Genomic DNA, 12,953 nt, shown 5'->3' with positions numbered 1-12,953 from the left:
GGACCACGAAAATCGCTGCATTTTTTATTATCTTTTACTGGCAAGCTCCCGCCCGAGTTCCTCCAGGGTTTTACCTTTGGTTTCCGGGAAGTATTTCCACACGGTAATCGCTTGTACCAGCATCATTAACGCGAAAAACGTAAATGCATGGGCACCGCCAAAGGTCGACTTTTCGACCACCACGGGAAAAAGAAACGTAATTAGCGCGGCAAAAAACCAGTGGGTAAACGCCCCCAATGACTGGCCCTGACCGCGTACATTCCCCGGAAATACTTCCGATATCAACACCCAGATCACCGCGCCGGTAGAAAACGCAAAAAACATTATGTATCCTATTAACAAACACAAAAGCGCATACCCGCCGAAGAGCTGCAAGTAAAATATCCGTGCGACCAGTAGCAAACAGACACACATGCCTATCGATCCTGCAATTAATAATTTCTTCCTTCCCACTTTATCAATTATAACCAGCCCTAGTACCGTGAATACTGCATTGGTGAGGCCAATCAACGCGGTTTGCAAGAAAGAGTCTGATGCCGAAAGTCCTGAAAGTTCAAAAATGCGGGGGGCAAAGTATAAAATGGCATTGATACCCGAAAACTGGTTGAACATGGCTACGAGGAACGCAATGGAAATCGACTTTTTAAATGCGCCGGAGAAGAGTTTTTCCTTTTTACGGTTTACGCTTTCACGGATTTCCTCCATCCTTGCTTCCCGGTTTCCCACGAACACCTTATCGAGCACCTGTGTTGCTGATTTTTCCTTTTTCGCTTTGATCAAGAAATGGGGGCTTTCGCCCACTAAGAAAAGCAAGAGTAAATAAACAAACGCCGGAATAGCGCCCACCCCCAGCATCCAGCGCCAATCGTCGGCATTGATGTCGCGCAGGGCATAATTCGACACATAGGCAATCAAAATCCCAAAGATTACATTGAATTGGAATATCGCCGTCATGCGGCCCCTAAGTCGCGCCGGCGATATTTCGGAAATGTACATGGGTGCCACCACCGATGACGCACCTACGGCAATGCCACCAATAAAACGGTAAATGATAAAGGACGGGAGGCTGTTCGCCAAGGCACTCGCTATAGCGGAAAACGCAAACAGGAATGCAATAACGAACAGCACCGGCTTCCGTCCGTATTTATCGGCCGGCCAGCCACCGGACAAAGCACCGATTAATGTTCCGATCAATGCCGAGGAAATGGTGAAGCCGTGCCAGAAAGGGGATAGGTTGAACAACGACTGAATGGCCTTTTCAACACCGGAGATGACTGCCGTATCAAATCCAAACAGAAAGCCACCAAGGGCCACTATAACGGACCAACATAATACTGTAATATCTTTTCTTTGCATATAAATCATGTTATTGCAGGCCAGTCTAACCCAACGGCTGAAGGCCTGCATAGGATTTGAAGCTCGTTATAACGTGGCCAATGTTATGTTTTCAAAACGCACGGTTCCATCCGTTGCAAAGAAGCCCCAGTTGCCTTCTGGCAGGTCATATGCCCGGAAATTCATGGCGACGCTATCATTGATATATACCACGCCCATGTTGCCGTCTATCAATACCACCAAGGCAACGGGTTTCCCTGGTTCGACGATGACTTGGCGTTCCAGCTCGACCATTTGATTAAGTACGCTATCCTTACGTGGCCACATGTCAAACACCATCCTCTCCCGCTCCGGTTCGAGCCGGATGTAATACGACTTTTCGAGATCGTCGCTGCAACGGAGCATAATCCCGAAGTCGCGCGGCGCTTTGCTAAACACGGCCGTAGCGGCCACCATGCAGGTGTTTGGCATCTCCCCGCCTGCAACGGCATCAAACCTACCTTCCGCTTTGATCTCCACGGCTTCCGGTAGACCCATGGGCTTTCCGCCGCTCGACCTGAATTGCTGGCGCAGGGGTTTCGAAAAAGCGTTGCGTACCGTGTCGGGCGCACGCACAATGAGCTCCCCATTAGGCTGCTGAAGAATTTGGTGCACCACCAGGTTACCGCCCCAATTCCAAGCGCCGTTATCTTTATCCTCGCTCCGGGTCGGGTTCCAACCGAAAATAAACCGGTCCTTCCCGTCGGTGGCGGTTTTTGCCGCATAAAAAGCGTGTCCGTCAAATGTATCCTGCTGGGGGATGATCCAAGGACCGTTTAATGAACGGCTCATCCGGTAACGGGTGGCGACGATATCCGTAAACTCGGAAAATATTAGATACCACCAATCGCCGATTTTGAACAAGTCCGGGCACTCATGCGTGAAAAACTGGTTGGGCGCATAAAACGGCTCGTCCACTTCCCATTTTACCAAATCTGTGGAACTGCAAAGGGCCGTAAGCCCCCGCCGCCGCGGTATCCCCTCGGTAAACCGCGCTGCAAGCAGCATATTGTATTTCCCGGTTTCGTCGTTAAAAAACACGAACGGGTCACGCCAGTCGTGCATTTCGTACCGGTCGGTCGGGGCAAAAAATGTGTGTTCCGGAACCTTGGTCCAGTGCTGCAAGTCATCGCTTACGGCGTGCATAACGGCCTGCATGGGTTTACCAGCATTGGCCAGATGGTGGTTATGCCCCGTGTAGAATATATGGTACTTGCCGTTGGCTTCCAATACGCATCCGGTAAATATGGATAGGTCCTGTTCCGCTTTAGTGCCACGTGGGATGACTTCACCATGCTCTTCGAATGTCACGAAGTCCGCCGTTGACAACCGGAACCAAGGCACCCCTTCACCATGCTTTTCGGCATTCCGCCAGTCGTGCAGGTAAAACAACTGGAACTTGCCTTCGGCATACATGGGGATAAAATCACCTGCCCATGCATTGATGGGTTTATAGAAGAAATCCCGGGCATCTGGTTGCGGATGGGCTGCGCCGTTACCCTTGGCAACGGCCACGGGATGACCCTGGAGATCCTTAACCATGCTGGCTGCAAAAAAAGGGAACATACCCGACGCACGCAAAAAGGTTTTTCTTTTCATAACACTATTTTTTTCGTAATTTAATTCAGCTTTAGAACCGTTCCCATCCGGGATTCTGCTCATACAAGCCGCTGCTGTAATTGATTTGGTTTAACGGGATAGGAAAATATTCGTCCTTATCCTTCTCGAAATTGGCTACATTCAAATGCGGGCGTCTTGTTTTTTCTTTCGCAAAATATGCATTCAGCGTTTCCGCTGCAATTCCCCAGCGAACCAAATCAAAAAACCGCCATCCTTCCATCGAAAACTCAATTTTACGTTCCCACCGCAGTGCCTTCCGTGCAAAATCATTCGACCAGGTACAATTCACGCCAGGCACATAGATGGCCATATGGTAATTGGAGGTCGACGAATTATCAGCCTGTTTCAATAGGCCGGTACTGTTGATAGCCCGCTGCCTAACCAGGTTAATCAATGGCAATGCTTCGTTTTGCCTATTCAGTTCGATAAGGGCTTCCGCCTTGTATAGCAGGATATCGTCATAGCGGATGATATCCTGATTCTTCGAGCTCGACATGAAGGGAGGCATCTTCTTAAAGGAAGGGTCGCTCGCCGCTACTGTTTCTTTCATGCTCATGTACAGTCCATACACTTCCGGAGCGCGTAGCCATGATCTGGCGAAAACGAAATCGGGCTCATACTTGTAAGGGTGGCCCACAATGGCTACCGTATGGTCCAACCTAGGGTCAAAAGTATAAGTTAAGAAATCGTCGCCCTGTAGCATATCAGTATTGTCAAATGTATCAAACAGCGGGAGTCCTTGTGCCGAAGTTTTGAAGGCGTTGACCATATGCTGGCTGGGCATATGGAAACCACAACACCCATATTCGGGGTTCATCGGGTAGTTGAGGAAGTCGCCGGTGGCAAGCCGCCCAACGGGCGTTCCATCGTCTTTCGAAAACTGAATGGCGAAAATGGATTCAGGGCCATTTTCGTACGCTGTCAAGAAATTATGTGCGAAATCCGAACTGAGTGCATATTTACCCGACGCGATCACGTCGTCGCATAAGCTAATGACCTGGTTCAGCTTTGCCGCGTCGATGCCGGTTACCGTATTGTCATCATCCCCCTGGGTATAGGCATGGTATAAGACCGCCCTCGCTTGATAAGCCTTTGCCGCCCATTTATTCGCCCGCCCCACCTCATCTTGGACATCAGGAAGGTGTTCTGCCGCATAGGCGAATTCCGCCTCAATGGCATTCCATAACTCATCGTTCGTTAAAGCGCGGTTCGAAACCAAGCTATAGGCTTCGGGTAACACGGTTTCATCGATATAGGGGATGTGTTTGAAAAGGATTTTCAACATGAAATAAAAGTGTCCCCTCAAGAACCGCATCTCGGCTAACCGCGTCCCCTTTGCCGGAAAGGCCTGCTCATCCGTGGCATTTAGTTTGGCTATCGCGAGGTTAACGCGCTTGATACCTACATACAGCCGGTACCAAATCACGTCCATTGCCCAGTTATCTATCCGGTTCAAGGTGAACACCTCAAAGGCATTTATAAAATCCTGGTCGCCCACCCCGTCGCCACCCTTATACGATTCGTCGCTCCGGACGCTACCGGTAACCCATAGGCTCGCATAAGGTGCAAAACCCCAGTCGTTGCCCAATCCAGAGTATGCGGCGATGCAGAGCTTATCGATGTTTTCGGGCGTATTCAGTTGCTCATCAGCGATAATCCCCTGCGGAGCATTGTCTAATTTTGTACAACTGAACAAGAAAAGCAATAATGAGATAATATATATAAAGCGTGTCATTGTCTTTTGGTTTAATGTTAGAAGGAGACATTTAATCCGAAGGTGTAAATAGAAGGTATCGGATATCCGTTATTCACTGATTCGGGGTCCGCCCCGCTAAATTTTTTGTTCTTCAAGGTGAGCAGATTAGCTCCTTCAAGGAATACCCGGGCATTTAAGCCTTTGTATATGGTGTTCAACGTATACCCTAGTTGGAGATTCCTCAATTTCACATAAGATGCCGGTTCTAGAAAATAGGTAGAGAACCGGGCTTCGTTATTCGCATCCAACAAGGTCACCGCAGGTATATCAGACGCACTATTGCTGGGCGACCATGCGTCTAAGGTACGCGCGCCCCAGTTGGTGCCTACCCACAGCGAAGAGAAATCGCTGTAAATCTTGTATTGGTGATTTACTTTCCCACCGCTTACGGCCTGTACGAAACAAGCGAGATCAAATGCTTTCCACGTCATTGAAAAGTTGACGCCATAGGTAAATGATGGATCTGAAACGCCGATGTAATCGCGGTCGAGGTCGCTGATGACCCCGTCATTGTTTAGGTCTTTGAAACGGATCCGGCCTACGCCCTTTCCAATCTGCTCCGCATGACTATCCACTTCTTGCGGACTTTTAAAAATACCATCGGCTACGTAGCCGAAGTATGAACCTATGGAGCGACCCAAGATGGTCTTATCGGTGCCATTGCCGGCATAGGCAGTCAACACGGAAGATGGCAGGTATACGACCTCGTTTCGATAGGTGGCTACATTTCCACTAACCGTATACGAAAAATCCTTGCCAGCGCTGCCTTGGTAGGTCAACAACAATTCAAAGCCCTTATTATCCATGGAAGCACCGTTTTGATAAAAAGAGCCCCCCTCTCCCAATACGGCGATGGGCGGGGGTAACACCAGGATATCGGTTGCTTTTTTCACGAAGTAGTCTGCCGATCCCGTGAGGGTATTATTGAAAAACCCGAAGTCGATGCCGACATTGGACTGCGTGGATGATTCCCACTTCAAATTTTCGTTTGCCGCCTGTTGCGCTACGAAGCCCGAAGGCAATTGCCCCGAGTCATTGCCGGCGATATCATACGCGCTCCCGCCATCGTTCGAAAAACGATCGCCGGCATAGATGGCCCTATAGATGCCATACACCGCGGTGTTGCTGATTTCCTGGTTGCCTGCCTGCCCCCAACCATACCGCAGTTTGAGATCGGAGAGAAAAGGAAGATTTTCGCGAACCACCTTTTCTTCACTGATGCGCCAACCGACGGAAAACGCAGGGAACGTTCCATAACGGTTATTCTTTCCGAAGCGGGAGGATCCGTCTCTTCGCAACGTGAACGACGCTAGGTATTTATTGTCATAAACATACTGCGCCTTCCCGAAAAAAGAGACCAACGAGTAGCCGCCACCGCTACCACCATTATTCACATTGGACGATCCGGCATCGAGGTAGGCGTAGTCGATCGTTTCGAGCGCAAGCCCCTCCCTACTGCCATTGAAATCCTGAAAACCATTATTTACTTCTTCCTCACCAAGCAGCACATTGAGTGCGTGTTTGTCGAATGTTTTGGTGTAATTCAACGTGTTTTGGAATGTCAGTGTGTATCCATTGTCTTGCAACATGCTGACTTGGTTTGCGGGATCGGAAAGGAAGCCCGAGCGGTATGATTTCCTCAGCCTCCGGGAGTACTGGGTTGTTGCATCAATGCCAAAACTAGACCTAAATTGAAGGCCGGGTATGATTTCAAAGGTTACATACGCGTTGCCAAACGGCGTAAAAATGTGGTCCTTGTTTTGCTTGTTATCCTCGATCAACCGAACCGGGTTGTGGCGGTCAGTCATCCCCGGCGCAGGGCCACCCCAGCCGTTGTCAACCGTACGTACGGGCACGATGGGCTGCTGTACCGTTGCAAAAAACATGACATCACCGGGCGATGTAGAACGTTTCGTATAGCTCGCAGAAAAATTCTCACCCACCGTCAGCCGACCCTTGAAGAACTGGTATTCCGAATTGAATCTCGCTGTCATCCGGTTTTGGAAGGAGGCTTTGATGATGCCTTTGTTATCGTAATAGCTCAGTGAAAACAGCGAGCTGCCTTTTTCGCCGCCGTTGGACATGGAAACGTTATGCGATTGTATGATCGACGGTTGTGATATCTCGTCGAACCAATTGGTATTGGCTGGCCGCATCGTCTTGTCGGGATCGATAAACTCGGGCAGTATGACCTCGTTCAATACCGGGTTATCGAAATCGTTATTCCAGTCGTACTGGTATATCTGGTTATTGTTGGGGTCGAAACGGTCGTTGACAGCGGCCTGCCAGTACCGTTCTCCACGTTGAATCGTATTAAGCACCTTGGGCTTTGTTTGATACGCCTGTAAGCTTACCGAAGTGCTGACGTCAATTTTTGAATAGCCCGCCTTCGCTTTCTTTGTCGTGATAATGATGACGCCATTGGCTGCCCTAGATCCATAAATCGTTGCCGATGATGCATCTTTCAGTACCTGCATAGACAGGATATCGTCTTGGTTGAGAAAGGCGAGCGATTTCCGCGTAGGTATACCGTCTATCACATACAATGGGTCATTGTTTCCCAATGTGCCCGTTCCACGTATACGCACCGTGGCGCCACCCATCGGCGAGCCATCCGTGGTCACGAACACACCGGGTATCCTGCCTTGTAACGATTTTAGCGGATTGCCGAGCGGACTGTTTTCGATGTCTGACATTTTCACAACCGAAACAGCACCAGTGAGGTCCGCTTTCCTTTCGGTTTGGTACCCCGTGACCACGACATCTTGGAGCATATCTTCCGACTCGGTCATTTGAATGTGGATAGTTGAAACGTCTTTTTCCACCGTATACGTCTCGATTTCCATGCCCACGTAGGTAAAGGTCAATTCGTCGCCGATAAAAGTGGGGACGACGAAGGTACCGTCAGCGTTCGTTATGACGGTATTCGTTTTCGACCGAACGGACACCCCTTCAAGAGGTACATTTTCCTTTTTATTGGCGACCGTTCCCTTAATCACGACCTCCTGCGCATAACAGTTGAACGCCGCAACCAACAGGGGTATGAACCAAACAATCAGCTTCAAGAGGCTCCTTCTTGAACATGGTGAGTCGCTGCGTAGGGCGTTACTCCGAGCTACGGCGACGCTTAATTTAATAGGTGGCATAGCCAAAAATGCTTTCCTTATCATATCATTTGGGTTTAAAACTGAAACAAATATACGCGGTCTAAAAACCCACGGCATTTTGTTATCGTATCAATCTCTTTAAAATATGAACGGTGACGAAAAACGACATAACAAACTCATATATAAATAATTATGATATATTGCCGCTTTTTATCGGACCCCCGGCTTTTAATTTTGTAACACCGGTTTTCGATTTAGCAAAGAAACGCGATAGTCGGTCCTATATGAACGACTACCCGTTATCGGGAACTGAAGGCGCGCGTTCCCGGCGAAGGTCCATACCCATTTGGACATGCCTTCGTGCCATTGCTCAAGCAGCGCAGATGTGAGGGGGGACGGGAATTTGGAACTAAGCCTGTTAAGGTCTATTTTTGTTAAAAAGATGGAGTAAATTATGCGATTGATATTGGATAACGTAACTAACCGATGTAGCCACTCCAAATCTTTCCTTGGATTATATTGACAATTTGTTAGACAGTGATGTAACCGATACGAAGACCGCTGGCTTCATGAAATCTTACGGGGTAACGGATGCTGATGTTAGAAAGTTCAGGCAAAGGAAAGCCGATTATACGGAAAAGTTTTCGGCAAAAAACATACGTTGAAAAAGCGATAATGCCGTTGATCGCTACCGCTTTTTCAACGCACTCCAATTCATTCTACTTGCAACGACACCGTAACCGGTTCCAGCCAGGGACTGGTGCACCGCACCGTTACGGTACCTGATTCGCCGGTTGACAGGATGTAGGCCAATAGCCTGCCGCGGTATGCGCGGTGCGTATCATCTGTATAGTCACTCATATCCGTATTGTTGCTGCCTTCGAGCCCCAGTAATTTAGCCGGGCCATCGATCTGTACCGATATATTGTCGTCAGCAAGCGTGACGGGCAGGCCGTCTTCATCAACGATTTCGATGGTTAGGTGCGCAACCTCATGGTTGCGCCCGAGTTGCGCCCGGTCTACCGAAGCAACCAACCTATGGGGGCGTTGCGACGTTTGGATGGCGTTTCGCACCACTTCTTTGCCATCGTGGATACCCACGGCTTCCAACGCACCGGCCCGGTAAGGGACATCCCAATAATAGACACCGGTTTCATCATCCAGCCGCTTCTCGGCAGCAATAGGCTCGCCGTTGAGCAACAGGTTTACATCGGCGCAATTGGTATAGCTGACCACACGGATGGTATCGCCGTCGGCATAATTCCAAACGGGCCACGCATCCACCGACACGCGTCGCTGCCATGGGTTGCGTATCGGGTAGGTCCCGATGTAAACCATCGGCTTATCGGCCCATAGCGACTGGCGATAGTAGCCACGTGGCTTGATGAAGCCGCCGAAGTCAAGCAATCCGGAATAGAACCCGCGTGATGGCCAGCGGCCCGATTCGCCGAGGTAGTCGATGCCCGTCCAAAGGAACTGGCCGAAGATGTGCTCGTTATCGCGCACCGCTTTCCAAGCGGCCAGATCATGGCGGTTTTCGCTGCCGTAGATTACGCGGTCGGGATATCGCTCGTGGTCTTCGTGGTAACGGCTCTCGGTATAATTATAACCGGCAATATCGAGCGCGGCGGGGTAGGCCGTTTCGTTCGACATCGCCACGCCGGCCAACCCCGCGGTAACGGGGCGGCTGGTGTCGTATTTTTTCACCACCGCGGCCAGGCGCTCCGCGATATCGCCGAGGCGCATGGCATCCGGCGCATCGGGTTTGAACCCACCGAATGTGGCCTGCGTAAAGCCACCGTCTTTTTCATCGCCGTCCAATACCGGGTGCGAATACGGGTCGTTGGGGTAGTCCACCTCGTTGCCGATGCTCCACGCAAAGATGGAGAGGTGGTTGCGGTCGCGTTTCACCATATCGGCCAAGTCCTGCTCACCCCATTCTTCGAAAAAGCTGTAAGCCCCCTGGAATCCGGGTGTACCTACGTTCCACCCCTCCAACCACTTCCGCTTGGGAAATTCCCATTCGTCGAATGCCTCGTTCATCACCAACAGGCCCAATTCGTCGCACAGCTCGTAAAGCCCCGGCGCTTGGGGGTTGTGGCTGGTCCGGATGGCATTCACACCGACTTCCTTCAGCGTCAGCAGCCGACGGCGCCAAACCTCGGGATACACCGCCGCCCCCAACACGCCCGCATCGTGGTGCAGGCATACGCCTTTTACCTTCATCCATTCGCCATTGAGGGCAAAGCCCTTGTCGGGATCGAAGGTAAACGTGCGGAATCCGGTTTTAACCGCCGACTGATCGATGGGCCCACCGTCGCGCAGCACGACCGTTTCTAACGTATATTGATTCGGATCATCCAACTGCCACAGCGCCGGGTTTTTCACCTCCAGCGTCAATTGGACTTCCTGACGACCAGCGGCTACAATAGATGCTTTGGTGGTCTTTTTGGCTACCGTGGCGCCCGCCGGGTCTTTCAGTTCGGAGACGATCGATACGTCTGCTGGCGAAGCGGATTGGTTAGCCACGGCCACTTGTACGTGCAACGTGCCTTTATTCCGGTCTACGGTAGGATACGCATATACACCCCACAGTTCGAGATGCACGGGCGCTGCCCGTACCAACCATACATCGCGGTAAATACCGGAGCCCGTGTACCAGCGCGAATCGGCGTCTTGGCTGTGGTCTACCCGTACGGTCAGTACGTTTTCCTGGCCATACCGGATGTGTGGGGTTAGGTCGTACATAAACGAGATGTAACCGTTGGGGCGTTTGCCAAGCGACTGTCCGTTGATGAACACCTCACTGTGGTTGTATACGCCCTCAAAGTAAATGTACAGCTGCTGCCCGCGGTAGTCGCTGGGCACGCTGAGGGTTTTACGGTACCAACCGATGCCGCCCGGCAGGTAGCCGGTGGCGCTGGCCAGCGTAGGGCTGAGCGGCTGCCCTACCGACCAGTCGTGCGGCAGGTCCAATCGTTCCCATGAACGGTCGGGTTCGCCGGGTTGTTCGCCTTCAGGCACGTCACCGAGTTTGAATGCCCAACCGTCGTTTATTTTCTCGGCGTGGCCGAATCCGGGTTGTCCATATACATGGGCAGGCCCAAGCCCCATCGTGATACAGGCCACAAAAAAACAGATCGTCAATCTCATGGTTACTTCCTCGCTTTTGCTATGGTTCAACCCAGAATATTCATTAGCACTTCTATTACGTGCTGAAACTACTTCAAATTCAGTTGCTTCGCTGATGTTTTCGGCCTCACATAGCGCTGCTATGCCTCAGCCTCCAAACATCCTGACTTTATTGTAGTTACAGCCCTCATCACGAAAGCTAATGAATAATCTGGGTTCAATACAAATTTAACATCAATAATCGGGGTTCTGTTGCAGTTGGTCGTTCGAGGCGAGGATTTCCTCCCGCGGGATGGGCAGCCAATAGTGCCTTGGCAGGAACTGCCGGCCGTCTAGCGCCACTTTACGCTCGTAGTTGAAGGCATTTCCGCTACGGGTGATTTCAATGCCGTAGGCGGGTACGTTTTCCGTGTCTTCGGCGATAAGCCACCGCCGCACGTCATAGAAACGGTGTTCTTCGAATGCCAGTTCGATGCGGCGTTCGTAACGCACCAGCTCACGGAACGCATCGGTACTTAACCCCTGCGGTATGGCAGGCATTTCCACACCCGCGCGGGCGCGGATTTGGTTGAGCGCTTCACGCGCACTGAAGGGTGCGCCCGCCGGCACGGCATCAGGCCCAACGGCCTCGTTTGCCGATTCTGCAAAATTGAGCAGGATTTCGGCATACCGGAAATAAATCCACGGTTGCAGGCCGGCGATGTTCCATGGGTTGTTGATGGGCATTTCCTCGTCAATGAACTTGTGGAGGTAATAGCCGGTGCGGCTGGTGTTCCAGTTGTCGGCCCCCTCGCGGCTATCGCGGCCACCGGGCACAAACGTTTCGATGGCCCTGCCGCGGTATTGCGCCCCGTTGTAGAGGATGGTGGCATAGAAACGCGGATCGCGGTTTTCATACGGGTGTTGCGGGTCGTAACCGGAGCCCTCCTCGTCAATGGCTTTGCCGTTGGCCATCCGGTACGAATCAACCAGGTTTTGCAGCGGTACATTGCCGCCCCACCCGCCGTGGCCGTTGGATCCGTTGGCAATTTCCATGGGTACGTGGCGCGCACCAACGGAGTAGTACCTTGCAAAGATGATCTCGTTGTCAGTAGACGCCGTACGGAAGAGCTCGCGGTACCCGTTTTGGGAGATGCTGTATTTGTTGAGGCCGATAACGGCCACGGCGGCATTCACCGCGTCTTCCCAACTACCTGCATCGTACAGCGGACTGGCGGCGTATAGCGCCAGGCGCGATTTCAGCGCCATTGCGGCGCCCGCGGTAGCGCGCCCCAACTGCCACGACGAACCATTCGATGCGGGTAGCCCGGCGGCGGCTTCATCCAACTGGGCCATCGCATAGGAAATGCAGGCTTGCAGGTCCTGGCGCTCGAAGAGTGCCGGGTCGGTCATGTCGTCATTCAGTTGGTACACCTTATCGCCCAGCAGCGGTACACCGCCGTAGTTGCGGATGAGGTCGTGGTAACGGAAGGCGCGGATAAATTTCAGCTCGGCGATAAGCCAATTCTTGCGCGCCTCGCTCATGGGTACCTCACCAATATTGGCCAGTGCGTAGTTGCATTCGCGAATGCTGCGGTAACTCCGTTTCCAGAGGGTTCCGGCGATGCCCGTATTTTCTGGCGAGAGCTGCCCCCGTTGGATGAGCCACGTGTTGTCGTCGTTGTTATAGACCGATTCGTCGGTGAGCGACGACCACATGGCATATTCGAACCCGCGGCCGAATCCCGGCGGCGTACCTTCTGCTTCCTTATCGGTAAGCCGCACACCCATGTACCGGTTTACTACGAAAGATTCAAACAATACGGAATCGGACAAGATCGCAGCGTCCGATACCCTGTCCGTGGGTACCACGTCCAGAAAGTCATTATTGCAGGCAGCAAGGGCGGCGATGCCCGTGATGCCCATCATCAGATATACTCTTTTCAATGCGTTCATTGCTAGGGTAATTTAATAGCTGTCAAAAG

General features: G+C 51.6%; 6 protein-coding genes. All 6 read right to left on the bottom strand.

All coding sequences use genetic code 11. The features are described 5' to 3' along the window. Positions 1 to 27: 27 nt before the first annotated feature. Positions 28 to 1,356 (bottom strand): sugar porter family MFS transporter, encoded by a 1,329-nt coding sequence (locus tag ACEVG1_RS03675; RefSeq protein ID WP_374742208.1) that lies wholly within the window; start codon positions 1,354 to 1,356, stop codon positions 28 to 30. A gap of 66 nt (positions 1,357 to 1,422) precedes the next feature. Beyond that, positions 1,423 to 2,973, bottom strand: coding sequence for a family 43 glycosylhydrolase (locus tag ACEVG1_RS03670; RefSeq protein WP_374742207.1), 1,551 nt, complete (start codon positions 2,971 to 2,973; stop codon positions 1,423 to 1,425). A 31-nt stretch (positions 2,974 to 3,004) separates the two neighbouring features. Continuing rightward, positions 3,005 to 4,729, bottom strand: a complete 1,725-nt coding sequence (locus ACEVG1_RS03665; RefSeq protein WP_374742206.1) for a RagB/SusD family nutrient uptake outer membrane protein — start codon at positions 4,727 to 4,729, stop codon at positions 3,005 to 3,007. 17 nt (positions 4,730 to 4,746) lie between these two features. After that, positions 4,747 to 7,920 carry a SusC/RagA family TonB-linked outer membrane protein gene (locus ACEVG1_RS03660; RefSeq protein WP_374742205.1) on the bottom strand — a complete coding sequence of 1,058 codons (3,174 nt, stop codon included), beginning with the start codon at positions 7,918 to 7,920 and terminating at the stop codon, positions 4,747 to 4,749. A gap of 651 nt (positions 7,921 to 8,571) precedes the next feature. Further along, positions 8,572 to 11,010 carry a sugar-binding domain-containing protein gene (locus ACEVG1_RS03655; protein ID WP_374742204.1) on the bottom strand — a complete coding sequence of 813 codons (2,439 nt, stop codon included), beginning with the start codon at positions 11,008 to 11,010 and terminating at the stop codon, positions 8,572 to 8,574. Between the two features lie 213 nt (positions 11,011 to 11,223). After that, positions 11,224 to 12,924 carry a RagB/SusD family nutrient uptake outer membrane protein gene (locus ACEVG1_RS03650; RefSeq protein ID WP_374742203.1) on the bottom strand — a complete coding sequence of 567 codons (1,701 nt, stop codon included), beginning with the start codon at positions 12,922 to 12,924 and terminating at the stop codon, positions 11,224 to 11,226. Positions 12,925 to 12,953 lie beyond the last annotated feature (29 nt).

The organism is Parapedobacter sp. 2B3 (assembly GCF_041925275.1).
Lineage (GTDB): Bacteria > Bacteroidota > Bacteroidia > Sphingobacteriales > Sphingobacteriaceae > Parapedobacter > Parapedobacter pyrenivorans_A.
This window is presented reverse-complemented; position numbering and strand designations above follow the sequence as displayed.

Bases quoted from the DNA above. Each gene is read 5' to 3' on its own strand.
- ACEVG1_RS03670 (WP_374742207.1), bottom strand. From the start codon at position 2,973: ATGAAAAGAAAAACCTTTTTGCGTGCGTCGGGTATGTTCCCTTTTTTT.
- ACEVG1_RS03675 (WP_374742208.1), bottom strand. From the start codon at position 1,356: ATGCAAAGAAAAGATATTACAGTATTATGTTGGTCCGTTATAGTGGCC.
- ACEVG1_RS03665 (WP_374742206.1), bottom strand. From the start codon at position 4,729: ATGACACGCTTTATATATATTATCTCATTATTGCTTTTCTTGTTCAGT.
- ACEVG1_RS03660 (WP_374742205.1), bottom strand. From the start codon at position 7,920: ATGATAAGGAAAGCATTTTTGGCTATGCCACCTATTAAATTAAGCGTC.
- ACEVG1_RS03655 (WP_374742204.1), bottom strand. From the start codon at position 11,010: ATGAGATTGACGATCTGTTTTTTTGTGGCCTGTATCACGATGGGGCTT.
- ACEVG1_RS03650 (WP_374742203.1), bottom strand. From the start codon at position 12,924: ATGAACGCATTGAAAAGAGTATATCTGATGATGGGCATCACGGGCATC.